Source organism: Treponema sp. Marseille-Q4132 (assembly GCF_014334835.1).
GTDB lineage: Bacteria > Spirochaetota > Spirochaetia > Treponematales > Treponemataceae > Treponema_D > Treponema_D paredis.
On record NZ_CP060591.1, the window covers coordinates 416,765 to 442,511 of the forward strand.

20 protein-coding genes are annotated in these 25,747 nt (G+C 47.0%); 15 read left to right on the forward strand and 5 right to left on the reverse strand.

Translation table 11 applies throughout. The annotated features are described in order from the left end of the window. Positions 1-3 precede the first annotated feature (3 nt). The 9 genes from H9I35_RS01965 (at position 4) to H9I35_RS02005 (ending at position 10,364) form a co-directional block, all read left to right on the forward strand. On the forward strand, positions 4-1,062 hold the full coding sequence (locus H9I35_RS01965) for a glycosyltransferase family 4 protein (protein ID WP_187419979.1): 1,059 nt from the start codon (positions 4-6) through the stop codon (positions 1,060-1,062). Between the two features lie 64 nt (positions 1,063-1,126). Beyond that, positions 1,127-1,762 carry a D-sedoheptulose-7-phosphate isomerase gene (locus tag H9I35_RS01970; RefSeq protein WP_187419980.1) on the forward strand — a complete coding sequence of 212 codons (636 nt, stop codon included), beginning with the start codon at positions 1,127-1,129 and terminating at the stop codon, positions 1,760-1,762. 26 nt (positions 1,763-1,788) lie between these two features. Then, a complete protein-coding gene (locus H9I35_RS01975) occupies positions 1,789-2,415 on the forward strand; it encodes a DUF2147 domain-containing protein (RefSeq protein ID WP_187419981.1) in 627 nt (208 codons plus the stop codon). A 10-nt stretch (positions 2,416-2,425) separates the two neighbouring features. Then, positions 2,426-3,553: a glycosyltransferase gene (locus H9I35_RS01980; RefSeq protein ID WP_187419982.1), complete on the forward strand. Its 1,128-nt coding sequence runs from the start codon at positions 2,426-2,428 to the stop codon at positions 3,551-3,553. Between the two features lie 553 nt (positions 3,554-4,106). Next, a complete protein-coding gene (locus tag H9I35_RS01985) occupies positions 4,107-5,297 on the forward strand; it encodes a capsule assembly Wzi family protein (RefSeq protein ID WP_252722694.1) in 1,191 nt (396 codons plus the stop codon). 12 nt (positions 5,298-5,309) lie between these two features. After that, complete coding sequence (locus H9I35_RS01990; RefSeq protein WP_187419984.1) at positions 5,310-6,410, forward strand: glycosyltransferase family 4 protein; 1,101 nt, start codon at positions 5,310-5,312, stop codon at positions 6,408-6,410. 34 nt (positions 6,411-6,444) lie between these two features. Next, positions 6,445-7,365: a glycosyltransferase family 2 protein gene (locus H9I35_RS01995; protein ID WP_187419985.1), complete on the forward strand. Its 921-nt coding sequence runs from the start codon at positions 6,445-6,447 to the stop codon at positions 7,363-7,365. A 109-nt stretch (positions 7,366-7,474) separates the two neighbouring features. Continuing rightward, positions 7,475-9,202, forward strand: coding sequence for an ABC transporter ATP-binding protein (locus H9I35_RS02000; RefSeq protein WP_252722695.1), 1,728 nt, complete (start codon positions 7,475-7,477; stop codon positions 9,200-9,202). Positions 9,203-9,296: 94 nt separating this feature from the next. Further along, a complete protein-coding gene (locus tag H9I35_RS02005) occupies positions 9,297-10,364 on the forward strand; it encodes a glycosyltransferase family 4 protein (RefSeq protein WP_187419987.1) in 1,068 nt (355 codons plus the stop codon). Positions 10,365-10,409: 45 nt separating this feature from the next. Here the strand turns inward: H9I35_RS02005 and H9I35_RS02010 are convergent, their stop codons facing one another. From H9I35_RS02010 to ileS, 4 genes are all read right to left on the reverse strand, one after another. Further along, a complete protein-coding gene (locus H9I35_RS02010; protein WP_187419988.1) occupies positions 10,410-11,162 on the reverse strand; it encodes a tetratricopeptide repeat protein in 753 nt (250 codons plus the stop codon). Next, entirely contained in the window at positions 11,162-12,196 is a 1,035-nt protein-coding gene (locus H9I35_RS02015) for a uracil phosphoribosyltransferase (protein WP_187419989.1), read from the reverse strand. The genes H9I35_RS02010 and H9I35_RS02015 overlap by 1 nt, the downstream gene beginning before the upstream one ends. Positions 12,197-12,268: 72 nt before the next feature. Next, positions 12,269-13,147, reverse strand: coding sequence for a hypothetical protein (locus H9I35_RS02020; RefSeq protein ID WP_187419990.1), 879 nt, complete (start codon positions 13,145-13,147; stop codon positions 12,269-12,271). Further along, positions 13,134-16,316 carry an isoleucine--tRNA ligase gene (gene ileS, locus H9I35_RS02025; RefSeq protein WP_187419991.1) on the reverse strand — a complete coding sequence of 1,061 codons (3,183 nt, stop codon included), beginning with the start codon at positions 16,314-16,316 and terminating at the stop codon, positions 13,134-13,136. Before ileS ends, H9I35_RS02020 begins: the two co-directional genes overlap by 14 nt. Before the next feature lie 165 nt (positions 16,317-16,481). On the opposite strand from ileS, the gene H9I35_RS02030 reads away from it, so the two are divergent. The 6 genes from H9I35_RS02030 (at position 16,482) to H9I35_RS02055 (ending at position 25,087) form a co-directional block, all read left to right on the forward strand. Beyond that, on the forward strand, positions 16,482-17,681 hold the full coding sequence (locus H9I35_RS02030; protein ID WP_187418950.1) for an integrase catalytic domain-containing protein: 1,200 nt from the start codon (positions 16,482-16,484) through the stop codon (positions 17,679-17,681). A 699-nt stretch (positions 17,682-18,380) separates the two neighbouring features. Next, positions 18,381-19,034: a YARHG domain-containing protein gene (locus H9I35_RS02035; protein ID WP_187419992.1), complete on the forward strand. Its 654-nt coding sequence runs from the start codon at positions 18,381-18,383 to the stop codon at positions 19,032-19,034. 754 nt (positions 19,035-19,788) lie between these two features. After that, positions 19,789-20,568, forward strand: coding sequence for a DNA repair protein RecO (locus tag H9I35_RS02040; protein WP_187419993.1), 780 nt, complete (start codon positions 19,789-19,791; stop codon positions 20,566-20,568). Beyond that, positions 20,565-21,917: a thymidine phosphorylase gene (locus tag H9I35_RS02045; protein ID WP_187419994.1), complete on the forward strand. Its 1,353-nt coding sequence runs from the start codon at positions 20,565-20,567 to the stop codon at positions 21,915-21,917. Before H9I35_RS02040 ends, H9I35_RS02045 begins: the two co-directional genes overlap by 4 nt. A 22-nt stretch (positions 21,918-21,939) precedes the next feature. Continuing rightward, positions 21,940-24,087, forward strand: a complete 2,148-nt coding sequence (gene recJ, locus H9I35_RS02050) for a single-stranded-DNA-specific exonuclease RecJ (RefSeq protein WP_187419995.1) — start codon at positions 21,940-21,942, stop codon at positions 24,085-24,087. Then, positions 24,080-25,087, forward strand: a complete 1,008-nt coding sequence (locus H9I35_RS02055) for a M23 family metallopeptidase (RefSeq protein ID WP_187419996.1) — start codon at positions 24,080-24,082, stop codon at positions 25,085-25,087. The genes recJ and H9I35_RS02055 overlap by 8 nt, the downstream gene beginning before the upstream one ends. Before the next feature lie 5 nt (positions 25,088-25,092). Here H9I35_RS02055 and H9I35_RS02060 read toward each other — a convergent pair whose 3' ends face one another. After that, on the reverse strand, positions 25,093-25,716 hold the full coding sequence (locus H9I35_RS02060; RefSeq protein ID WP_187419997.1) for a hypothetical protein: 624 nt from the start codon (positions 25,714-25,716) through the stop codon (positions 25,093-25,095). Positions 25,717-25,747: the final 31 nt, after the last annotated feature.

Consider the following 25,747-nt stretch of genomic DNA (forward strand, 5'->3'; position numbering starts at 1 on the left):
CCGATGAAAATCGCCGTCGATGCGCGCATGCTCGGTTCGGGCGGAATCGGCACTTATATCGCATCTCTTTTGCCGTACTTTTTGGAAAAAAACGAATGCTTTATTTTCGGAGATGAAAGCGCGATCTCTCCGTTCGGAAACTACGCAAACGCGGAACTTGCCGAATGCCGCGTCAAAACCTTTTCGCTTACCGAGCGCTTTGCCTTTCCGCGCTCATTGTGCAAAAAAATCAATTCGTGCGACGCGTACTATACGCCCTACTGCAATATTCCGTCGGGCATTACAATTCCCGTTTTTTCGACAATCCACGACGTCGTCTTTCTCGACGTTCCCGGCCTTGCATCGAAAGCGGGGACAGCTGTGCGGAAATACTTTTATCAGCGCGCAGTCGACGCATCGCGCGCGGTCTTTACCGTTTCGGAATTTTCGGCAAGCCGCATCCGAGCGGCACTCGACTGTAAAAACCTGTCAATCGTCGTCACATACAGTGCGCTTCCCGCATGGCTCACTTCAAAACCCTCTCAGGTTGTACACAAAATCAGACAGTTACTCTTTGTCGGCAATATAAAAAAACACAAGGGGCTTTCCGTCTTGCTTGATGCACTGAAAAAAGCGCGGAAAAAAGGTTTCGATATGCCGCTCATCATCGCCGGAAATGCCGATAATTTTCGAACGCGCGACACGACTGTTGCCCGCGAAATCGCCTCGCTTCCCGAAGGTGCCGTCCGCTTTACGGGACGCATTTCGGATGCAGAACTTTCGGAACTGTATCGAACGTCGACACTGCTCGTTCAGCCTTCGCTCTACGAAGGCTTCGGACTCCCGCCGCTTGAAGCTCTGTCGCTCGGCACGAAAGCACTCATATCGGACATTCCGGTATTCAAAGAGATATACGAAGGTTTTCCCGTCGTCTTTTTTAAATCAGGCGATTCGGATGATTTGGCCGAAAAACTCATCGCGTGTGCAAACGATACCGCCCCGCTTCCGCCTTTTTCCGACCGCTATTCTTATAAAAAATCCGCCGACATCATATTGACCGCACTCGATTTTTACCGCACGTAGAGCGCACCGATGCGCATAACGCGGCGATTGTTTTTCCGTGCGCTATGCGATACAATCGAATCGTATGATTGATTATATTTCCGTTTTACTGTCACGATACCCTTCTCTTTCGGTATGCGAAAAAGATATTCGCCTCGCCTGCGAACTCATCAAAACCTGCTATGAAAACGGCGGAAAGCTCATCGTCGCCGGAAACGGCGGAAGCGCCGCCGACAGCGATCACATCTGCGGAGAATTATTAAAAAGTTTTGTAAAAAAACGCCGGTGCGAAAAATCGTTTATCGACGCGCTTAGCGCAATCGACGCCGAAACGGGAACATATCTTTCGGATAAACTCGAAGGCTCGCTTCCCGCAATTTCGCTCGCAAACCAAAGCGCCGCTATGACGGCAAGCTTAAACGACGTCGACGGCAACGCGCTCTTTGCGCAGCAGCTTAACGGCTACGGCAAAGCGGGCGACGTTTTTTTAGGTATTTCGACGAGCGGTAATGCAAAAAACGTCTTCTATGCGGCGGTCGTCGCAAAGGCGAAAGGGATGAAAACGGTCGCGCTTTCCGGCAAAACCGGCGGAAAACTCGCGCCCCTCGCCGACGCCGCAATCATCGTGCCGGAAAACGAAACGTATAAAATTCAGGAACTGCACTTGCCCATATATCACGCACTCTGCCTGCAGATCGAAGAGTATTTTTTTGCCGACTAGTTTTTTCATCGTTGCAGGAGATTTTTATGCATATAAAAAAAATTACCGCCGTGCTCGCCGCGGCAATTTGTGCCGCTTTGCTTTACGCCGCTTCCTCCGAACCGTACAATTACTACGAATCCGCCCCCGGCTATGCCGAGCCTTTCAATTCGAATGACGATGCATCTACTTTCCACCGAAATACTCCCATCGAAAGAGAATATCAAGGAAGCGATCCCGTCGAAGGTTATTGGATTGCGACAAACCAGCGCACGGGAGAAGCGCTGTGCGGCTGGCACATATTCGTAAAGGACGGCATATTGTACGGGGTCATACTCTCGGCAAAGGATGCGACGAATGAAAGCATCGCATTCCGCGCAAAAGGCCCCTACCCCGATTTTCCCGAAAAAGGCAAACTCGACAAAAAACCTATATTCGGTCCGACGTGGATTTACGGACTTAAAAACGCGGGAACGGGTCGATGGAAGAAAGGCTATATCATAAACCCCGACGACGGAAACTGTTTCCGCTGCAAAATCACATTTTGTAAAGCGGACGGCAAACGGTATAAGCGCGATTATATTAAAATGCGCGGATCGCTTCGAGGCGTCGGTATCGGCATAACACAGCTGTGGCCGGCGGCGACAAAGGCTGAAGCGTCGGGTATACGTTAGGAGAAAAAATATGAAAGTTGCGATCGTACATGACTGGCTTGTCGCTTACGGAGGCGCGGAATCTTTTGTCGAATTGCTTTTGAAAATATATCCCGATGCCGATATCTTTACGCTCGTATACGACAAACGCAAAATCGGAAATCATTTTCAAAATAATACAATTTTCACAAGCCCGCTTCAAAAGCTTCCGTTCGCGACGAAGCTGTACACCAAGCTTTTAAAGTTTATGCCGAAAGCTTTCGAGTCTTTCAATCTTTCGCCTTACGACCTCGTCATCTGCTCTTCTTCATCGTGCGCAAAAGGCGTCATCACTCCGCCGGACGTTCCTCATATCGCATATGTACACACACCGATGCGCTACGCGTGGGATCTCTTTTTCGATTATCGAAAGCGAAGCGGCCGCCTTACCCGCTTTTTTATGGACAAGTGGATGACCGAAATTCGAGAGTGGGATTATATTTCAAGTCAGCGTATCGATAAAATAATCGCCAATTCGAAATACATCTCGCGGCGAATCAAAAAATTTTGGAATTTGGATGCCGAAGTAATCTATTCGCCGGTAAATCTGAAAAGATTTACGCCGATAAAAAATCCTTCTCTCGATTATTACGTCGCCTTTTCGCGCCTCGTTCCGTATAAGCGAATCGATATCGCCGTAGACGCCTGCAAAGCGCTCGGAAAAAATCTTGTCGTTATCGGTTCGGGCTCGGAAGAAAAAAGTTTAAAAAATCGCGCAGCGAATGCAAAAAACATCACGTTCACCGGCAGGATAAGTGATGAAAAACTGTGCTCATACCTGCAAAACTGTAAAGCGCTCATCTTTTGCGCGGAAGAAGATTTCGGACTTGTACCGCTTGAAGCTCAGGCGTGCGGGAGACCGGTCATCGCCTACGGAAAAGGCGGCGCATGCGAAACGGTCGAAGACGGAAAAACCGGCGTCTTTTTTTCCGAACAGACGGCAAGCTCCGCACAAGAAGCGATCGAACGCTTTGAAGCGCTCGATAAAAAGGGTGTATTTAAAACCGAAAAAATTGTACAACACGCCGCATCCTTTTCAGAAGAACGCTTTATCCGCGAGTTCAAAGCGGCAGTTGAAAGCGTGCAAAAAACGCTGAAACAGCAAACGGTTCACAAATAACAGCGCACATGGGCGTATGTACAACGGGAATACTCATTGCGCAGCCCTTATTTCTATGTTACTATGATTCGCCATGAAATTATACAAATATATTTGTGCGGGACTTTTAGCTTCGATATCGGTATTTTCGATTTTTTCTCAGGAAGCGTTAAAGTCGACGGAAGAAGAGTACTATGATTTTTTAGCCTTGCAAGGTATTACAAAACGCCCGTATTTGAACTACAGAACATTGAGCGATTCGGATTGGACGTTTATTGATGACGGTACCGACACGGAAGAAAATGCAGTCGCGGATAAAAATGTCGATACGGCACATGTCTGGCAAAATAACTATCTCGGAAAACGGCGTTTTATAAACGGCAATAAAAAGCTCGCATGGAAAATCTACGGACCCGAATGGTACAACAGCTTTAACACCGCCGCCCCTTACGGACAAAACGACGGCGCCCTGTGGCAGGGCCGCGGCTATAACACGAGCTTGACCGGAGGAGCGCGCTTTGAAGCGTACGGAGTTGAGCTGACGCTGAAGCCGCAGCTCAGCTTTTCGCAAAACATGGCGTTTGATATGCTGCCTTCCGCTTATGTCAATGAATACGGGTATTTTTGGGGATATAATTATTTACATAATAACAGCGGTATTGATTGGCCGCAGCGTTTCGGCGATAAATCTTTTTTTACATTCGACTGGGGCGATACCGAAATCCGCTATACGTGGAAAAATTTGACGATAGGATTCGGAACACAAAACGTATGGCTCGGCCCGGCGTATTTAAATCCGGTTTTACATTCAAACAATGCTGCAAGCTATCCGAAACTGGATTTCGGTTTGCGCAGGACATCTATCTATATTCCGAAACGCGGCTGGTATTTGGGCGATGTCGAACTACGGATTTGGACGGGGTACTTAAGCGAATCGGAATATTTTGATAATAATTCCGCAAATGATCATAATATGATTCACGGATTTACTTTTGCCTATACCGTGCCGTATATCGGATTGACCTTATTTGCAAATCGTATTTGTCTGGCAAAATGGAAGCTTGAAAACATGCAATATGTTATCCCTCTTATAAGGAATACACATATTGCCGAACTTGACGCGGGTGAAGATCAAAAAATGTCTTTCGGTTTTGACTGGGTTTATCAGAAAGCGGGGATGGAGCTGTATGCGGAAATCGGCATCGATGATTTTCTCCAAGGCGGATTTATAAAAGGACTTTCGCGTTATCCCTTCGATTCGATGGTATCTACATTCGGCATCAAAAAAACCGTTAATTTACCTTTCGCTCCTCAATTCAAAGGCGAAATCATATTTGAATATTCCGATTTTGAAGAACCGAGAAATAAAATATCGGGTAAAGCTAAGTATGCGTTCAATATGCACCATCAAATCGAACAGGGTTTAACGAATAAAGGTCAACCGTTGGCATCACCTTTAGGTACCGGAGGAAATTCTCAAACATTAAAACTTATACTTTATTATCCGAAAGGTGTAAGTTCTTTGAAAATTTCCAGAAGCAACCCCGACGATACTTTTATGTACTGGCGTGTTGAAAATGAAAATCAATGGTATAAAGCAGATATCGAAATTGTGGGTTCCTCGACATATTTTATTACACCTGCATTGTCGGTTTTCGGAGCAGTGGGCTGGAATTGGAAAATCAATCCGTATTATAATACAAAAACAAATTCAAAAGATATTCATAATTTTATTTTACAAACAGGTTTGAAATTCAATATCTAAAGGATAGTACGTATGCAGCCGGAACAAAATAAAATCGTTTTCCTTTTACCGTGGCGTGACGAAGTTCCCGTCGGCGGCTATAAAGTGGCCTATGAATATGCAAACCGGTTTTACCGCGATGGCTGGAATGTAACGATTTGTTATCCTCACGTAAGAGGCAGTTTTAAGCAAGACATTAAAAATCCTTTTCTGCGGCTCAAAATGCGAGTCGGATTTTTTTACAGATTTTTTAAAAATCACTATAAGGCCGGGGAATGGTTTCCGCTGGAGAGCGGCATAAAAAAATTTTTTATTTTTGCGATTTCAGATTCTGCTTTGCGGGATTATAAAGACGCGAAAATTATTGCAACCGCCGTCGAGACGGCTATAGAATTGAATGCTGTGCGTTCCGTCCCGAATGCAAATAAATTCTACTTTATTCAAGATTTTGAAGCATGGAATGTTTCCGAAAATGCCGTCTATGTCTCTTACCGTTTTCCGATGAAAAAACTGACGATTGCACCGTGGCTTCGGGAGCGCGTCGAATCTGCCGGTGAAAAAGCGGAGCTCATTCCCAACGGTTTCGATTTTGATTATTTTACTTTATCAAAAACAGTAGAAAACCGCAGTCCTTATGAAATTGCAATGTTGTACCACAAAGATGAGCGGAAGCGCTGCGAAGACGCGATGAAGGCTTTGGAACTCATAAAGCGGCAAATACCGGAACTGCACGTTACGATGTTCGGTGTCCCCGAACCTCCTTCTGATTTACCCGATTGGTATACCTATCACCGACAGCCATCCAAAACGCTTCATAATGCCATTTATAACAATGCAGCAATTTTTGTTGCAGCAAGCAAGATGGAAGGATTCGGTTTGACTCTCGGAGAAGCAATGATATCCGGCTGTGCAATTGCGTGTACGAATAACGGTGGTTTTTCTTGTATGGCGATTCACAATAAAACCGCTCTCCTTTCACCCGTTTTTGATACGGAAGCGTTGGCAAAGAATATTTTACGCCTTATCAACGACAATGAGTTTCGCATAAAACTTGCCCGCGCGGGGAACGAATACATCAGGCAGTTCACATGGGAAAAAGCGTTTGAAAGTTTTAAGACTGCAGTTAATCGCTAGCTAAAAAAATAATTTTATTACAGGACCGGCAAGGATGGACGTTTCCATTATCATCGTAAATTACAATACCCGTGAAATCACAAAAAACTGTCTCAAGTCAGTATATGAAAAGACACGAGAGATAAACTTCGAACTAATTGTCTCAGACAACGGTTCCAAAGACGGCTCTCAGGATATGATCCGCACGGAATTCCCGCAAGCAATTTTAATAGAAAATAATGCAAATCTCGGCTTCGGAACGGCAAATAACCGCGCCCTTGCCGTCGCCAAAGGAAAATATGTTTTTTATTTGAACAGCGATACAATTTTATTAAACAATGCGGCAAAAATATTTTTCGATTATTGGGAAAATGCAGTTGACAAGGATACGATCGGCGCGCTCGGAGCAAACTTGCTCGATACACAGGGGCATATCATTCATTCCCACGGAGACTTTCCCGATATCGATTCCGTTATGAAAGACACGATAAAAGCCCTGTATGGGACGTCTAAGCTCACAGTACTCAATGTTTTATTTCGAAAGCAGATATCCTCGCATAATCAGAATTCTCCGGAAGAAAAAATACTTGGTGAAGTAGACAGTATAATCGGTGCGGATCTTTTCTTAAAAAACAATGAACATGCATATTTTGACGAGCGTTATTTTATGTACTGTGAAGAAACGGATCTTCAATACCGGCTTGCGCGGCAAGGAAAAAAGCGGCTTTTAATCGATGGCCCAAAAATCATTCATCTGAACGGCGCGTCATCAAAAAAAGAGATGCCGGATACTGTTCGTATATTTTCAACTTTTTCTTTTATCAATTATAATTTATCGCGGATATATTTTTTCAAAAAAAACAATATAAACCGTTTTAAAATTTTTATTATAAAAACGGCATTATTTTTCATCTGGTTGAATCCGCTCCTGTTCCCAAAAACAAAGCATTATATACCGAGACTCCTTAAGACATAGTTCTGACAAAATCCTAATTTTAGGATATACTTCCATATCAGCTAGGAAAGGAATCGGATGCGGTAAAAACGACCGGCAACTGACAGCGGATTAATCGATGAAGGCTTTTTTGAAAATATTTACAATCCTTACTCCCAAGCAGATGCGTATGTGCTTTATACTCATCTGCTTTATGTTTATAGGTGCGGCATTCGAAGCGGTCGGTATCGGCGCGCTCTATCCGCTTATAAACATCATCGGCCGGCCGGACTGGCTTGAAAATCACAAAAAAATATTCGATATCGTTTCGATCGTCGGAATAAGATCTCATCGGAACTTTATCATCTTTTGTGCAGGTGCGCTTATTATTTTCTATTGTGCAAAAAGCCTTGCGCTCATTATTCAGACAAAACTGCATCTTCGCTTTTCGCTTGAAAATCAAAAAGACTACACGGAGCGGCTCTACGCATATTATTTACGTAAACCCTACCTTTACCATGTAAACATCAATTCCGCCGTTTTGCAAAGAAACATAACGACCGGCGGACGGATCGTTTTCGCCGATATCCTCGTCTCCGCACTTTCGGTTATAACGGAATTGATAACGGTTTTTATCATTTGGATCATGCTGCTCGTAATGGATTGGGTCATCGCGATCTCTTCGCTGTGCGTTATTGCGCCGCTTATCGTTTTGATTTTAAAATATTTCAGAAAGCGCATTACCAAACAGGGCGAGATTCAAAATGCCTGTATAGCCGACTATACAAAATGGCTTTTACAGGGCTTGGGTTCCGTCAAAGAAACCAAAGTGATGCAAAACGAAAACTACTTTTGTAAAATGTTTTCCGCCGCCTATACGAAATATTCCGATACGGCGCGGGAATTTATGTTTATCGATAAGCTGCCGCGCATCATTGTCGAACTCACGGGTGTGTGCGGCATACTCCTGCTCGTTATCGTAAAAATCATGACGGGTGTCGAACCTCAGTCGATCGTACCCTCGCTCGGTGTTTTGGGACTCGCGGCGGTGCGTCTTATGCCGAGCGTCAACAGGATCATCAGTTTGTTCAACACGATCAAATTCAATATGCCGCTGTTCAACGAAATGTACGACGATTTGCTCGCGATCAAAAACGAAAAAGATAAAGACGAACAAAAGCGCTTGCATGCGGACGTAGAAAAAATGTCCTTTGATAAGGAAATCACCGTACGGGATCTGACGTTTTCCTATCCGAATACGAAAAAGACCGTCTTTAAAAATATTTCGTTTTCGATTCCCAAGGGAAGCTTCGTCGGAATCATCGGCGCGTCGGGCGCAGGGAAAACTACTTTTGTCGACATACTGCTCGGACTTCTGCCGCCTGAAAGCGGAGCGATCCTCGTCGACGGAAAAAATATTTACGACGATATTTCGTCATGGCTTTGCAATATCGCATACGTACCTCAGTCGATCTATTTGATCGACGGTTCGATACGCGAAAATATCGCGCTCGGTATTCCGGCGGACAAAGTTTCCGAAGAACGCATACGCAAGGTATTGAAAATGGCGGAACTTTCCGATTTTATCGAAACGCTGAGCGAAAAAGAAAACACGCGGGTCGGAGAACGCGGCGCGCTGCTGTCGGGCGGACAAAAGCAGCGCATCGGGATCGCACGGGCATTGTATGCAAATCCGTCGGTACTCGTTTTGGATGAAGCGACAAGCGCTCTCGACAACGAAACGGAAAAGAGCATAACGTCGACGATACTGAAATTGAAAGGCGAAATAACTATTATTTCCATAGCGCACAGACTTTCGACGCTTGAAAACTGCGATTTTAAAATCAAAATCGAAAGCGGTAAGGCTTTTCGCATGTGATTTTTATTCTATCCGAATGCACTTGATTCCGTCGTCGAAATATTTTTATAATATCGCACGGCTTACAATATAACCGATATTCGGAGCAACAACTATGGCAAAGATTGTAATCAACGGACTTTTCTACAGCGACAGACTGACCGGCATAGAACGGTTTGCGCATGAAATCACAAAACGCTTGGACGCGCTTTCCTCTCCGAACGAATTCACGCTCGTCCTCCCGCCTGCGGCATCGACGGATGTTCCCCGATTTAATAATCTGCGTACGGTTAGTCTTTTTAAAATCCCATTTTTTTCAATAAATAAAATCAAACTCTATCTCTATCTGCTTGCAAATCCTTCGGTTTGCCTCGACTACGGAAACAGAACACCGTTTTTGGGACACAATATCGTTTTTTTACATGACATCTACTGCCGTGTTTTTCCGGAAGATTTTCGTACGGCAAAAGACAAATATATCATGAAAAAGACATGTAAAATGTATGAGCGTATCGCAAAAAAAGCGCGCCTCATCTGTACCGTGTCGCACTTCAGCAAAAAGCAGATTATGGATTACTACGGCGTACCCGAAGAAAAAATTCGCGTCATCTACTCGGGATCGAATCACATGGATACGATACAAGCGGATGAAAGCGTCTTTAAAAGGATCGGAGGATTGAAAAACAAAGAATTTTATTTTACACTCGGAAGCCTTTCATTGAGAAAAAATCTGCAATGGATTATGAAACATGCGGAGCTTTATCCGAACGAACTTTTCGTCATATCGGGGACAATGCTCAAAAATGTCATTCCGCCCGAACTTGAAAAAATAAAATTATTAAAAAATATCATTCTCGCAGGCTATCTTTCAGACGGAGAAGTGAAAGCACTCATGAAAAAATGTAAAGCTTTCGTGTTCCCGTCCTATTTTGAAGGCTTCGGATTGCCGCCGCTCGAAGCGCTCGCATGCGGCGCGCCCGTCATCATTTCGAATGCCGCAAGCTTGCCTGAAATATACGGAAGCTGCGCGCACTATATCGATCCCTTTAAACCGGATGTTGATTTGGACGCGCTCCTTGCAGAACCCGTTTCATCCCCCGCTCCTCTTTTCGAAAAATATTCGCTCGACAATTCGGCAAAAAAATTATACGAGATTTTAAAAGAGATAGAGATGGAAAGGTAAATGCCCCTGACACAAATCCGCTTTATATGCAGTCCTGCGCGGACTTCAAAGCTTGCGTTTTACCGCCGCTGCGTTTGTCTCTCCCTCGCTTTTATCCGCAGCGGTTTTATCCGCACCGCTTTCGTCGGCAGCTCCGCTTTTATCCGCAGGAGCCGAGGTCTTATCCGCTGCGTTTCCTTCCGAAGCTTCGTCTTTTGTATCCGCAGAGCCGCCTTTCGAAGCTTTTTCATCGGCCGCCTTTTTCGAGTCGGTCAAGCGCTTTTCGTAATCGGCAAGGGATGCGCTTTCGGGAAATCGTTCTTTTAAGAGCGCGATCGCTTCTTCCGCACCGGCCGTATCTTTTTGAGAGAGCAAAACGGCAATGAAATTTACGAGTACCGTTTCATTTTTCGGATTTTCTTCGACGAGCGTTTTATATGCCGTCTTTGCGCCTGCGAGATCGCCCGACATCGCTTGTATGTACGCAAGCGACATCCGTATGCTCACGTTTTGTGCGTCCCGTTCAAGCAGCCGCTTGTAGATTTTTTCGGCTTCCTTCCAATTTTTCGACAGAGCGTACATCCTGCCCAATTTGTATACCGCAGTCCAATAGAGGCTTTCGTCCTGCATTGCACGCTTATAGTAAGGAGCGGCTTTATCGTATTTTTCGAGTTCGGCGTATGCGTCGGCGATTGCCATGTATTCGGCGGCAAGGGATGAGCGGGTGACGGTACCTTCTCCGGGGATCGGAAAATGCGCGCCCGTTTTACACGAAACGATCAACAACGCCGCTAAAAAAACAGCCGCTTTTCGCATCATCAACCCAACACTGTCTGTTCGATTTTGTACAGCTGCGAGCGGTACAAACCTGCGATATTGCTTCCGTAATCGGCGATGAGCTGCATGATATTGCGCGGCGAATCTTTTGCGTCCGTGCCGTTCAAGCGGTCGCCCGCATCTCCCAAGCCCGGCATAATGTATGCGGACGTATTGAGCGCGGGATCGAGCCACAGCGTATAGCACGTGCAGTTTTCGAGAGCGCGCGTAACGCGGATGCTGCCTTTGAGCGCGGAGATCGTGTTAAAAAAATGAATCGATTTCGGACGGACGCCCTGCCCCTGCAGATATTTTACGACGGTGACGAGAGAGCCGCCGGTCGCATTCATCGGGTCTGCGAAAATCAAATCCTTTCCGTCGAGCTCTTCGAGATTGAAAAAGGATTTTTTCAAATTCAAAACGTATTCCATATCCGCTTCCGATTTTTGATCGTTGCGGCTGATTTTAAAAAGCGCAAAGGGCGTTACGTAATCGTGCGACGAATACTCTTCGATCTCTTTCGATATGATCATGCTCGGAAGGAGCGCACCGCGGAGCATGACGCACATTACGGCGTTTTCGATTTTCGAATCGATATCGGGTATTTTGTGAACGGCGTAATTCTGCACCGGATAAGTTACGGGCGTTTTGACGATCATATAATTTTTTTTCGACGAATGAGCATCGGTATATGCCATACGAAACAGCATTTCATACGCGCGCTGGCTGTAATAGATAAATTCCTGATGGCTCGTATTTATATCGCGCAGTTTGGAAATGACGCGGGACGCTTCGGCATGCGCGCCCTCTTCGGTGACGAAAGAATAGACGCGTATATGCGGGTGGCCGGCGCAGATTTCCTGCATTTTGTGTCCCATCGCGTTGAATGCATCGATGATCTTTTGTTTGTTTACGGGATCGAACGACTTCATCGTTTCTTGGTACATTTTATCGAGATCATCCAAATCGATTTGATCCTGCCGCGTCAAGTATCCGTCGAGGTCTTCCGCTTTTAAGATAACTTCATCGCCTGCCATAGTTCCTCCGCGATTATTTAATATTTTTTTTACTGCCGCTCCGATTTTTCATTCGGCCGGTGCGGCGTATTTTTACAATACGAACAATTTATACAGCTGCCGCTTATTGATCCGAATACCCGATACCGTAATATTCGTCGGCGAATTTCTCGTAACTTGCGCATTTGTCAAACCGAATGCGAGAGCGAGCATCGCCTCTCCCGCGCGCACGACATTTTTATTATTAAAATCGAATTCGATCGACATGAGATACTGATCTTCATGCGCGCTGTCGCTTATCATAGCGCCTTTGACGTAATTGAGCTGCAGATTTAAATTCGTGCCCGTGAGGATAGTCAAAAAGGAAAGCGGATTCGGCGCGTAAAAACGTATTTCGCTTCCCGCCGCATCGAGCCAGTCGAAGACGGCGTCGCTCACATTGTGTGAAAGGCTCCCTCCGTATGCGTGAGCATCGAAAGAGGAAAGCATGGGCCTCACGTCGTTTGCAGCACATACGATAGACGGCGACGGAAAGGCAAGAGAAACGTCGGTCGACGCATAATAAATATACGGACGTATGCTTCCTACTGGTATGTGGGTTTCGATTTTCCACTGTGCGCTTTTCAGCAATAAGGCTCCTGCCGTCCGCCTCGGAATATTTCCGGAAACGGCGGCTTCGACCGAAAAATTCGTTTTCGTCCTCGTGAGCGCGGCGTAAATCGTGTCGATTCTTCCCGCAATGAGTTTTGCATCGCTTTCGGAAATATGCTCCGCGCTCGAACGTAAAATCCGCTCGACGAGTTCTCCATCCGTTTTTTTCGGGATCCGCATATAAAAAGCCGCGCCCCCCGAAAGCAAGTCCAGAGGATTGACTTCCGCTCCTTTCGGAAGCGACGCACAAGATCCCAAAATAACAAGAGTGAGAGAAGCAAAAACGACCGCACATACGGACGGCAATTTACGCCTTTTCAATTTGTACCTTCCACAGTTTATCTTCGGCTTCGACATCCTTTCCCGAAAGGGAGGCGAGCCAAGAGGATGAAACGGCGAGCGTTTCATTTTCGATAAAGGGGGCAAAGAGTTCGTACGCGGATTTGAGTTCCGCATCGCCTGAAAGCGAAAGACGGATCCGATCGATAACGGCAAAACCGCTTTCCTTTCTGAGATTTTGTATGCCGCGCACTAAATCACGCACCCAGCCTTCTTTTTTAAGTTCGTCGGTGATCTTCGTGTCCAAGCCCACCGTCAGCGTGCCGTCGTTGAGCACTTTCAAATCGTCTTTTTCGATGCGCTCGACGTTCACTTTCGTGCCGTCGAGATCGATGCTCTTCCCTTCGACTTCGATCGTCAATTTCGAACCGTCGAGGATCGTTTGAATGGCTTCGTGGTCGAGCGAAGCGATCTTTGCCGATGCCTCTTTCATGAGCGGACCGATTTCTTTTCCGAGCACGCGGAAATTCGCTTTCGCCCTGTATTCGACCAGTTCGTCTTCCCTTTCGTGAAAGATGATGCGCTTGACGTTGAGTTCTTCGCGGATCGAATCTTCCATTTCGGCGAGCACTTTTTTTTCTTCGGGATCCCGCGTTACGAGAGCCGCGCTTTCAAGCGGCTGGCGGTTTTTTATATTGAATTGATTTCTGAGCGCGTGTCCCATCGAAACGGCTTTTTGCACCGCTTCCATTTTAAACTCGAACGCTTCGTTCCGCAGCTTTTCGCTGTATGCCGGATAGTCTTCGAGGTGTACCGATTCTTTATCGCTTTTCGTGCGGAGATTTTGCCAAATCGTTTCGGTGATAAAGGGGATAAAGGGACACGCGGCGAGCGCAAAAGTTTTGAGCGCAATGTACAGAGCCGCGTACGCTTCCTTTTTGTCGCTGTCGTTTTCGCTTTTCCAAAAACGTCGGCGGCTTCTTCGGATATACCAATTGTTCAGTTCGTCGATAAAGTGCACGATGGGATCGATCGCGCCGGAAAGATCGTAGGAGTCGAGCGAAGCGCTTACGCTTTTGACGAGCTTTTGCGTGATCGAAAGGAGCCACGCATCGAGCGGATTTTGCGGAAGCGCTTCATCGAATTCACGGCCGTCGGGGGAAATGCCGTCGATATTCGCATACTGCACAAAAAAGCTGTAACTATTCCACAGCGGGATGACGATGCCTTTTAAAATATCGCGCACGCCGTCGTCCGAATAGCGAAGGTCGTCCGCTTTGACGACCGGAGAGTGCATGAGAAAGAGACGTATCGCGTCGGCGCCGAATTTTGAAATCGCTTCTTCGGGATCCGTGTAATTGCGGAGGCTCTTCGACATTTTTCGTCCGTCCGAAGCGAGCACGAGACCGCTTACGATACAGTTTTTAAATGCGGGTCGATCGAAGAGTTCGGCGGCGAGTACGGTGAGCGTATAAAACCAACCGCGCGTTTGATCGAGACCTTCCGAAATAAAATCCGCCGGAAAATGCTTTTCGAAATACTCTTTATTTTCAAACGGATAATGATTTTGCGCATAAGGCATGGAACCCGATTCGAACCAGCAGTCGAGCACTTCGGGAATGCGCTTCATTGTACCGCCGCAGCTTTTGCACGGGATCGTAATCTTGTCGACGAACTGTTTGTGCAAATCTTCGGGATAGACGCCCGAAAGCGCTTTGAGCTCTTCCCTGCTTCCGACGCAAATCGATTCTTTGCACGAATCGCATTTCCAAATCGGGATCGGATTGCCCCAAAAGCGGTTTCGGCTGATCGCCCAATCGCGCGCGCCCGAAAGCCATTTTCCGAACCGCCCGTCTTTGATATGCGCCGGCCGCCAATTGATTGCGGCATTCGCTTTGAGCAATACGTCGTGCTCTTCGGAAACTTTTACGAACCAGCTTCCGATGCTGCGGTAGATGAGCGGAGAAGCGCACCTCCAGCAATGCGGATAGGAGTGCACGATCGTATCCCGTTTGACGAGTTTTCCTTCGGCTTTCAAACGCGACATGATATCTTTGTCGCAGTCTTTTACGAAGCGGCCTTCGTAATCGGACACTTCATGCGTAAAGCGGCATTCGGCGTCGATCGGTTCGGCACAGGGAATACCCGTCCCCTGAAAAAGCTTGCTGTCATCTTCGCCGAAAGCCGGCGCCGTATGGACGATGCCCGTACCGTCTTCGGTCGAAACGAAATCTCCGTTGAATATCCTGAACGCGCCGGCCGATCCGTCGTCCATTACCGCGAAATGTTTAAAATACGGAAAAAGCGGTTCGTAGGTCGCACCTAAAAAATCGCTTCCCTTTCGGGTATAAACGATCGAATATTCTTTTTCGTCTTTATAATATGCGGAAAGCCTTGCCGCCGCGAGGATATAATAATCGCCTGAAGCCGTATCGCGCACTTTAACGTAATCGATATCCGGCCCCATCGCAAGACCTTCGTTCGAGGGAAGCGTCCACGGAGTCGTCGTCCACGCAAGAAAATACGTGTTTCCGCTTGCAAAATCCGCATCGTTTATGGCATCGGGAGCTTTCGTCGCCTTAAACCGCACCGTGATCGCAGGATCCTGCACGTCCTTATAGCCGAGGGCGAGTTCGTGATTCGAAAGAACCGTCGCGCAGCGCGGACAATACGGCAGGATATAGCTTCCTTCGTAGATGAGGTTTTTATCCCACAGCGCTTTGACGACCCACCAAATCGATTCCATATAGTCGGGCATCATCGTTTTATAATCGTTATCGAAATCGACCCAGCGTCCCATGCGCGTGATGATCCTCCGCCACTCGTCCGTATAACGCAGCACGCTCGCACGGCACGCATCGTTGAATTTTTCGACGCCGTAAGCTTCGATTTCGTGCTTGGAATTGATGCCGAGTTCTTTTTCAATTAAATTTTCGACGGGAAGCCCGTGACAGTCCCAGCCGAAGCGGCGTTCGACTTTTTTACCCTTCATCGTTTGATAGCGCGGAATAATATCTTTGATCGTCGAAGGAATAAAATGCCCGAAATGCGGCAAACCCGTCGCAAACGGAGGTCCGTCGTAAAATACGTATTCTTCGGCGCCTTCGCGCTGAGCAAGGGACTTTTTAAACGTATCGTTGTCCCGCCAAAACTTCAAAACCTCTTCTTCCTGCTTGGGAAAGTCCGCTTTCGGATTTACCGGTGTATACACAAACTGCCTCTATCAATATGAAATGAAAATTATTATATCGGGAAAAGGGAAAAATTGCTAGAGTTCGCATTGCATCACGTTAAATCTAACCGAAAAAAAAGCCGTTCCTCACGTAAAAATCTAACCCAAATCTGAGTCACAATAGAAGCCCGAAGGAAGGGCACCATGGGGTTAGATATGAAAACGAAAAAGAAATTGACCGAAGAAACGGCAAAACGCTACTGTACGGCAAACAAGAAGCGCAAGACGAAAATCATCGACGAGTTCACCGCAACCACCGGCTACAACCGAAAATACGCCATCCACATCCTCAAAAACAGCGCACGCATAAAAATAACACACTTCAACAACGTCGAAAGAAAGAGTGTACAGATCATCAAAAAGCCTCGTAAAAAGCGGCACTATGAAAAATACTACGGTCAAGATGTGCAGCGTGAAGTTATTCGACTGTGGCTATTTTCGATGTACCTGTGTGCAAAACGGCTCGTACCCTTTATCCGCGACAATATCGATTACCTTGCCCTCAAGTTCGGCTATACTGAACAACTGAAAACAAAACTTGCTCACATATCAAGCGCAACGGTCTCAAGGATACTCAAGCCGGAAATCCCCAAGCATTCCATCCGCGGTATTGCAACGACACGACCGGCAAAGAATCTCAATAAACTCATTCCGATCCGCACCTTCTTCGATTGGGACGAACGAAAACCGGGCTTTTTCGAAGCCGATACGGTCGCTCATTGCGGTACAACTACGGAAGGACAGTATATTTGTACCCTGACACTCACCGACGTTCATTCAGGATGGACGGAAAATCGTGCGCTTTTGAATAAAGCTCATCGGTGGGTCAAAGAAGCGACAGAGGACGTGAAAATACACTTACCCTTTGCTATGAAAGGCATTGACAGCGATAACGGACGTGAGTTCAAAAATATACAGCTTTTGCAGTGGTGTGAACTAAATCATATTACGTTCACCCGAAGCCGGTCGTACAAAAAAAATGACAACTGTTTTGTTGAACAGAAAAACGACAGCGTGGTAAGGCGTATTGTCGGCTACTATCGATTTGAGGGAGAAGCTGCCTGTGTTGTCTTAGCAGAACTGTATGAAAGTTATAATAAGCTCGTTAATTTCTTTTTTCCCTCGATGAAGATTATTGCAAAGCAACGAATAGACGCAAAGGTCATAAAGAAATATGATGCGGCTAAGACTCCCTACCGAAGGCTTATGGAAAGTAAGGAGGTAAGCAAGGCGGTAAAAGCTGAGCTTTTCAGGAGAAAGAACAGATTGGATTTACAACAGCTGCTTGACAAGACACAACTCTTGCAGCGTAAGCTTATCGCTATGGCGGTGCAACGGTCATAGCTACGGTTAGATTTTTACTTGAGGAACCGAAATCGTTTCGGTTAGATTTTTACGTGAGGAAATACGGAGTTCGTTCGCAGCTTTCCAAAAACTTCAGTTTTTGGAAAGTTTCCTTAATTTTGACTCTATGCGATGTTTAAAATTAAGTCATTACAATATAGGGACTTAATTTTAAAATCGATAGGCTGTCGAAAAAGTAACCGACTTTTGAGACAGCCCGCTCACTACCGCATTTTTGCTTTGCAAAAATGCGCACCCCTTTTGTAAAGATACGACACGGCATCCGTGCCGTGCATTGAAAGACGTTTCCCGCGCAACCACGAAGTGCGAAGTTCCCCGCGCAGGATTTTATGTGCGTCTCCTATGAGAGAAAAACGGCTCGGCCGTTTTTTAACTCTCGACTTTAGCGTCGCGATATTTCGGACAGCGCTTTTTATCCTCCCCCTATATACCGCAATCGTTTCTTTATACATCGCCCGAATCGATTATATTGTACGTCGGTTATCTGCGTAAACACAAATACCGCTCGGTTTTTCGACGGATCATCTTTGTCTGCAGTTTTTCATACCTGCCGATTGAAAATTAATATTTTTATGATATAATGGGAAAAAATTGGTAAAGTAAATACACTGATAAATATTACGGTTTAAAATGCAAGTTATATACACGTACGTCCCCGACGGCATACAGGATTAAGATATGAAAAAAATTTTTTTTATTTTTGCGGTTTTGATTTTTGCAAGCATATCTTCTTTTGCGGGAGAAAAAATAAAATGCGTAAAAGAAACGTATACCTATCCCGAATATAACGGCGGAGTTTATACAAATGAATTTTATTTTATAGAAAACTTTGTCATTCATCCTCTTAATTTTGCAGGCAGAAAATATATTTTGTTTTATAAAGATGAAGACGATGAGGATTATCATTCGTTCGGAGAATCTTACCCGAAATATCTCGGCGGCGGAATATTTTCGGGAGCAGTTTACGGAGTCGGAGATCCGCCTGAAAGGTTGAGTAAAAAAACCGAAGAAATTTTATATGACAAAAACGACTTTTATCGTATTTTGGCAAATGAGTTCTACAGATGGTATTTAAAGAAAGAAGCATTCAGCTCCGATTTTGATTGTTTGGAAGATTTTATCTGCGGTACCATGAAAGTATTTTCAAAAGAAGATTTACGTATTTTGCGGAATACGATCTACGCAAAATACGGCTACATTTTTAAATCGAAAGATTTAAATGATATTTTTTCAAAAACCGAATGGTATACGCCGAAAGAATATTTTAATGAAAGCTCCTTCAGCCGCTTGGATGATTGTTTTCTTGAAATCATTAAGCTTTTGGAAAAATGAATGTGATTTAGCAATATGCTTTTGATACGAACACAGAGGAGTTTTTATGCCCGTCATTCTCGTTTCACCGTTAATATTAATAATTGCGCTTTCAGCCGGAATTGTAGTCGTAACAAGACTTTTTAATCAACAACCCCGACGCGAGCGTCGGGGTATGTTGTTCTCATAAGGTGGTTGCAGTCGGCTTTAATACCCTTTCTTACGACGCAGAGCGTCGGGGTATTAAACCCTCCGTACGAATAAAAGAAGTGCATTTTCAAAGGATGAAAATGTAAATGAAACGGACGGAACGCTCATATCCGTTAATATACGTCGAATAAATTTTCTTGCATATATCAATGAATATGACTATACGTATACTGTCAACGGCAACCTTTATTCAGGTAACGATACGGAAGGTTTTTTCTTTGAACAAAAACGCAATTCGCTTCCGAACGAAAAGGTAAAAGTGGAATACATTAAAGCTCATCCTGAACGATCAAGGCTGAAATTTATTAATCATAAAAATGAAAGACTTCGCTTTATCCTCGCAGTTACGCTGTCCGTATTGCTCATAGTATTTCTTATACGATTTTAAAAAATATTTCTTCTTAGCTTAGTGTCGAAAAGCACAGCGCTATTTGATGAATATTTATCGACCTGCCGATGCGAAACGCCGCGCGCTGTATCCTCATAAGGAATCGCAGCCGGCTTTCATACCTTTCAATCGCATCCGCCGATGTACAAAACGCGCTATTCCGGTTATCATAGAACCATGCCGCGGAATTACGTTACGGAGGCAATCGTTTTTTCGGTAAAGCCCCTCGGAGAGCTTAACAGCTCGGTTTGTTTTTTGACAAAGGAGCGCGGCACGGTCTATGCGACGCTCTACGGAGGGGCAAAGAGCAAACTGCGCTCCCTGGTTTCCGTTTGGAACGCGGGTACGGCGTATTTTTACTGTAAAGAAGCGGACAATTTCGAACGCAACGTAAAGATATCGGATTTCGATGTAAAGCGCTATCATCTTTCGTTCCGCGAAAATCTCTACAAGTCCTACGCGGCCTCTCTCGCGGCGGAACTCATCATCAAAACGAAGTGTACCGGCAGTTTCGAATCGTGCTGGCATCTCGCTTCGGGATTTTTCGACGGACTTGAAATTGCGCAGGGAAGCCAGTGCGAACGGGGTCTCGTCCGCTTTTTATGGCGCTATATGGAACTGCTCGGTATTCAAAGCGACGCTTCCTCCTGTGCGTCGTGCGCTCGCAGTTTTGATGCTGGAAATTTGACGGGCGATGCGGTAGTATACAGTGCTGTTGAAAACGGTTTTTTCTGTCCTTCGTGCGCCGCACGGGAAGACAGCGCCAACCGTTTTATGCTTTCACTCGAAGCCGTACGCTACCTCGACGCGGTTTCGCGTTTAAGTCCGCACGAATCCCGCTCATTCGAAGTGTCGGACGGAGCGCTCGGTGAACTCAAACGGCTCGTCTTTTTTCTTTCGGAACAGGCGGCCGGTACAAAATTACAATCGCTTGCAACAGGGATGGGTATATTATGAAAGCAACGGATATCATTGTAAAAAAACGCGGTACCTTTGTCCGCGGCGAAAACGGAACGCAAAAGATCGCACAAAGCACCGCTCTCACACGCGAAGAGATCGAGTTTATGGTTTCAGGCTATGTCGCGGGGGCGATTCCCGATTATCAAATCGCTTCATGGCTTATGGCGATCTATTTTAACGGCATGACATTCGAAGAAACGGGTATGCTCACCGACGTCATGCTCCGCTCAGGCGATGTCATTGATTTGAAAGCGGCACGTCTTTCCGGTCCCTTTGTCGATAAACATTCGACCGGCGGCGTCGGAGACAAGATTTCGCTTCCGCTTGCGCCGATCGCGGCGTGCTGCGGCGTACAGGTTCCCATGATGAGCGGGCGCGCGCTCGGCTATACGGGCGGTACGCTCGACAAGCTCGAATCGATCGAAGGCTATCGTACCGACCTCACCCCGGAAACCTTTGCAAAACTCATCGAAAAGACCGGCTTTGCGATGACGGGGCAGACGAAAAAAATCGTCCCCGCCGACAGGCTTTTGTACGCGCTCCGAGATGTGACGGGAACCGTTGAATCGGTGTCTCTCATCACGTCGAGCATCTTATCGAAAAAGGTCGCCGAAGGAAGCGACACGCTCGTCTTCGACGTCAAGTGCGGTTCCGGCGCATTTATGAAATCGATGTACGATGCGGACTCTCTCGCTCTCTCGCTCGTAAAAACGGCGTCCGCCATGGGCAAAAAAGCGTCCGCTTTCATCACCGGCATGGACACGCCGCTCGGAAAAAAAGTCGGAAACTTTCTCGAAATCGAAGAGACGATCGAATGTCTCGAAGGGCGCGGGCCCGAAGACGTTATGGAAGAAACGTACACGCTTTGCAGTGAAATGCTTTTGCTTACAGGGAAAGCGAAAACGGAAGCGGACGCGCGTTCTCAATGCAAGCATGCAGTAGAATCGGGAGCTGCCCGCGAAAAGTTTTTACAAAACGTCGAAGACCAGGGCGGTAATCCTGCAAAGCTTCTTTCGGAAATCGGAAAGAGGCGGTCGCCTCATCACGCATCGCTCGAAGCTCAAGCAAGCGGCTTTCTCACGCTCGACGCTCTTTCAGTCGGTCTTGCGGGGATCGATTTGGGCGTCGGGCGGAACAAAACGAGCGATGCCGTATGCCCCGACGCGGGCTTTATCGTGCATGCGAAAACGGGAGACTTCGTGCACAAGGGGGATCGCATCCTCGACATATACGGAAAAGACGAAGCCTGTCTTCTAAGCGCTAAGCGCAAAATCGAAGAGGCTCTCGCCTACTCCGACACGGCTCCCGATAAAAAACCGCTTATCCTAAAAACGATACGGCAGTAAAAAAAAAGAAAGGATTGTAATTTTGAAAGAATGGCGTAAAAGAGAGATATCGAGGGAATCGGTAAAAGAATTGTGCGGCCTGTACGGAGTCGATGCGCTCACCGCTTCGATTATGGTGCGGCGCGGCATTACGCAGGCGAACGACATATTGTATTTTAAAGAAAGCGATCTGCGTTTTTTACACAACCCTTTTTTGTTTTCAAATATGGAAGATGCGGTCGACCGCATTACGAGTGCAAAAGAAGAAAGCGAAAAGATATTGATTTTCGGCGACCGCGATGTCGACGGCGTGAGCGCGACGGCCATCCTCTACACGTATTTGCAAAGGAGCGGCTATGACGTTTCGTGGCGGCTTCCCGTCGGAGACGACGCCTACGGTCTTTCGGTGCAGGCGGTCGACGACTTTGCAAAAGATTACGGCTCGCTCATCATAACGGTCGACTGCGGCATTTCAAACGCGGCCGAAATCGCGCACGCGAGAGAACTCGGCATCGACGTCATCGTCACCGATCACCACAATCCGCCCGAAACGCTTCCCGATGCCTGTGCGATTCTCGACCCGAAAGTAAAAGATTCGGGTTATCCCTTTGCCGATATTTCGGGAGCGGCGGTTTCGTACAAACTCGTCGAAGCGCTCCGCTTCAGCGAATCGGAATTGTATAAAGCGGAGATCGCCCTTTTGAACGTGAGACCCGCCGAAACGGAAGGCGTATACATCGACTGCGTAAAAGTGCGAAACCTCGTCCGCACGGCATCCCTTTCGGAGCACATAAGGGGCGAGAGCATATCGATAGCGCAAACGAAACTTCCCGAATTTCTGAAAGGCTCGCAGATTTTTACGTGGAACGAAGAAGCGGTAAAAAAGCAGCTTTCGGGCATATTCGGACGCGGCGTCGAATTCAATACGGCCGATCTCCGTCCCGAAGTTTCAAAACTCATCCCCTCTCTTTCGCGCATGAGCCTCCTTGCAGCGAAAGACGCTTCACGTATCGCAAAATACAGCTCGCAGCCGATAAGCGAAATCGACGGTTTTTACAATATATTCGTAAGCTTTGCCGAAAAAAAAATGGAAACGAAGCAAACGCTTGCCGACCGGCAAAACGATCTCGAACTCGTCGCCATCGCCGCGATCGCCGACATCATGCCGTTGAAAGACGAAAACAGGATACTCGTGCGGGCGGGACTGGATGCGATAAACGAAGGGAAGGTGCGGACGGGTCTTTCAGAATTGTTTTCGCGTCTTTCCATTGCGGGAAAAAAACTAAGCTCTTCCGACTTGTCGTGGACGGTCATCCCCGCTCTCAACGCAGCGGGCCGCATGGGGCAGTCGAACGCCGCCCTTGAAATGCTCATCTCGCCCGATGCCGACGTGCGTGAAAAGAGAGCCGAAGAGATCATCGAACTCAACGAAAAAAGAAAAGCCTTTGTCGGAGACGCGGCGAGTGTTACGGCGATCCAAGCGGAAGAAAGCTTTGAACGCTGCGGAAAAAAACTCTGCATCGTCATCGACGAACGGATAAATAAAGGCGTTACGGGCATACTCGCTTCGCGTCTCATGGCAAAATACAAAGTGCCTGCGATCGTCATCACCTTTATCGACGGAGATGTCGCGGTCGGTTCCATGCGAAGCTGCCGCGGCCTCAATGCGACGGACTTTCTCGCCTCGCTCGGCGACATCTTTATAAGCTACGGCGGGCACAACTGCGCGGCGGGCTTTTCGTTCCCGAGGGAAAAGCTTCCGCTTTTTACCGAAAAGCTTAAAAACGCGGTTTCGTGCATGGCTCTCGACTCCGAGTCGGATACGCTCGATGTGGATGCGGAACTTCCTGCAAATTACCTTTCGCCCGCAATCCTCTCGGTTGTCGACGCGTTCGAACCCTTCGGCGAAGGCAACCGCGAAATCGTTTTTTTATCGAAAGCGCTTCCCGTATTCGATGCAAGCCTCGTCGGCAAAAGCGAACGGCGTCATTTGAAAATTACGTTCGATTGCGGAAAATATAAATTTCCCGCGCTCTTTTGGGGCGAAGGAGAGCGGCTCGGACGCGACTTTAACAAGGGCGATGCGCTCGACGTTTTGTATTCGATGAACAGAAATACTTTCAACGGAGCGGTAACGCCGCAAATGATAATCACCGATTTCGTTCGGTCAGGAGAATACGGACATGCATAAACTTACTGCAGTTTTCAGAGGTTTCCTTAACAAATTTTTCTGTATCGCGATTTTTGCGTTTCTCTGCGCGTCGTATACATCAGCGGATACGGCTTCGTTTGAAGGAAGCGCGTGTACGCTCGGCGTGCAGTACAATTCCAAAGCCGAGCCGGGAGACGCAATCGTCGTCCGGATGACACTTCGGGGAAAAGATAGAAAGCGCGCAGTCAAAGACACGATCGCCCAAGCGGAACTCCATACCCAAACGAAAAAAATCGATTCGGCTCAATTTTTTTATATCAATCAAAAAGCGAAAAAACAAAACGTTCAGGAGCTTTTAGCCTGCGTACCGATTTCAATGTGGGTTTCAGAGGGGGCGTATACGATCAAAGTCATCTACAGCGCCTTCGGTGCCGAAGCGGAAGAATTCACTCTTCCGATCACCGTTATTAAAAAAGACTTTATCAGCGAAACGATAGCGCTCGATGCGAAAAACACGGGAATCAGAACGAATACGAGTCCCGAGCGCATTGCACAGATCGAAAAGCTGAACGCGCTTTTGGGGACGGTCATCCTTTCCGACGTCTACACGGTAAAGCCTTTCGTGCCCCCCGTCGCACCGGACACGAGGAGGACATCGCTCTTCGGCGACAGACGCATCTACCGCTATACGGACGGAAAATCTGCTACGTCCGCGCACTACGGCATCGACTACGGAGTTCCCGAAGGCACGAGTATCGCCGCCTGCGCTGACGGGAAAGTCGTCATGGCGGAAAACCGCATAACGACAGGCTTCTCTGTCGTCATCGCCCATGCGCCGGGCTTATACAGTCTCTATTACCACTTGAGCGCTTTAAACGTAAAAGAAGGACAGAACGTTAAGCAAGGAGAAGCGATCGGGCTTTCGGGCAAAACAGGGCTTGCGACCGGTCCTCATCTGCACTGGGAAGTGCGGCTCAATATGTGCGCCGTTTCTCCGGATTTTTTTACCGGCGATTACGCGTACACGAAACAGCAATAGTACCGTCAATACGCCGCTTCGATTTTCAGCGTTCCGTCCGTACCGACGATAATACTGTAATAGACGCCCGCCCTGCACTGCGCAAGATCCGCCGAATAGCTCTTCGAAAAACCCGCGGCAAAAACCGAAAAAGGTGTAAGAGCAAAACGGGCGAGCGTGTACAGATCATAACGGTCTTCGAAAGTTGAAGCCGAACCCAAAAGCATACACTGTGTATTTTCATTATAATAACGAAAAAGTTCGGTGCCGTGCCGACGGAAAAAAGGGGAAGAAGCGGATACGATTTCCCTGCCGTAGAGTTCACACGGAAAATAAAAACGCTTGCCCGAAAACTCCGCACTTTTAAAATCGACTGCAAGTGCGGAACCTCGCCATGAACGCTCAATCCTGGCGCATTCGTTACCGCTCGTGTCGAGAATCGAAACGGAAGCGCTCACGGTTTCCCCGTCGGATCCGACACTCGTTCCGTACAGTAAAATCCGCATGATTTCATAGCGCTCGATGCCGGGAAGTCTTTCGGCGGCGCCGAAACAGTTTGCAAAGCGGACGGCAAACACGATAAACAAAGCGAGGAGCGATGCAAAGACCGCATTGAAAATAAAATAGCCTGCCGTTCTTTCTCTCGCCATATCCGATTCGCCCTAGCCCTTCCTTAAAATG

Excerpts from the sequence above, each read along its gene's own strand:
- H9I35_RS02010 (WP_187419988.1), bottom strand. The coding sequence starts at position 11,162 with ATGATGCGAAAAGCGGCTGTTTTTTTAGCGGCGTTGTTGATCGTTTCG.
- H9I35_RS02040 (WP_187419993.1), top strand. The coding sequence starts at position 19,789 with ATGCCGCGGAATTACGTTACGGAGGCAATCGTTTTTTCGGTAAAGCCC.
- H9I35_RS02005 (WP_187419987.1), top strand. The coding sequence starts at position 9,297 with ATGGCAAAGATTGTAATCAACGGACTTTTCTACAGCGACAGACTGACC.
- H9I35_RS02045 (WP_187419994.1), top strand. The coding sequence starts at position 20,565 with ATGAAAGCAACGGATATCATTGTAAAAAAACGCGGTACCTTTGTCCGC.
- H9I35_RS02035 (WP_187419992.1), top strand. The coding sequence starts at position 18,381 with ATGAAAAAAATTTTTTTTATTTTTGCGGTTTTGATTTTTGCAAGCATA.
- H9I35_RS01990 (WP_187419984.1), top strand. The coding sequence starts at position 5,310 with ATGCAGCCGGAACAAAATAAAATCGTTTTCCTTTTACCGTGGCGTGAC.
- H9I35_RS01995 (WP_187419985.1), top strand. The coding sequence starts at position 6,445 with ATGGACGTTTCCATTATCATCGTAAATTACAATACCCGTGAAATCACA.
- H9I35_RS02055 (WP_187419996.1), top strand. The coding sequence starts at position 24,080 with ATGCATAAACTTACTGCAGTTTTCAGAGGTTTCCTTAACAAATTTTTC.
- H9I35_RS02015 (WP_187419989.1), bottom strand. The coding sequence starts at position 12,196 with ATGGCAGGCGATGAAGTTATCTTAAAAGCGGAAGACCTCGACGGATAC.
- H9I35_RS01985 (WP_252722694.1), top strand. The coding sequence starts at position 4,107 with ATGGCGTTTGATATGCTGCCTTCCGCTTATGTCAATGAATACGGGTAT.
- H9I35_RS01975 (WP_187419981.1), top strand. The coding sequence starts at position 1,789 with ATGCATATAAAAAAAATTACCGCCGTGCTCGCCGCGGCAATTTGTGCC.
- H9I35_RS01970 (WP_187419980.1), top strand. The coding sequence starts at position 1,127 with ATGATTGATTATATTTCCGTTTTACTGTCACGATACCCTTCTCTTTCG.
- H9I35_RS01980 (WP_187419982.1), top strand. The coding sequence starts at position 2,426 with ATGAAAGTTGCGATCGTACATGACTGGCTTGTCGCTTACGGAGGCGCG.
- H9I35_RS01965 (WP_187419979.1), top strand. The coding sequence starts at position 4 with ATGAAAATCGCCGTCGATGCGCGCATGCTCGGTTCGGGCGGAATCGGC.
- H9I35_RS02060 (WP_187419997.1), bottom strand. The coding sequence starts at position 25,716 with ATGGCGAGAGAAAGAACGGCAGGCTATTTTATTTTCAATGCGGTCTTT.
- H9I35_RS02030 (WP_187418950.1), top strand. The coding sequence starts at position 16,482 with ATGGGGTTAGATATGAAAACGAAAAAGAAATTGACCGAAGAAACGGCA.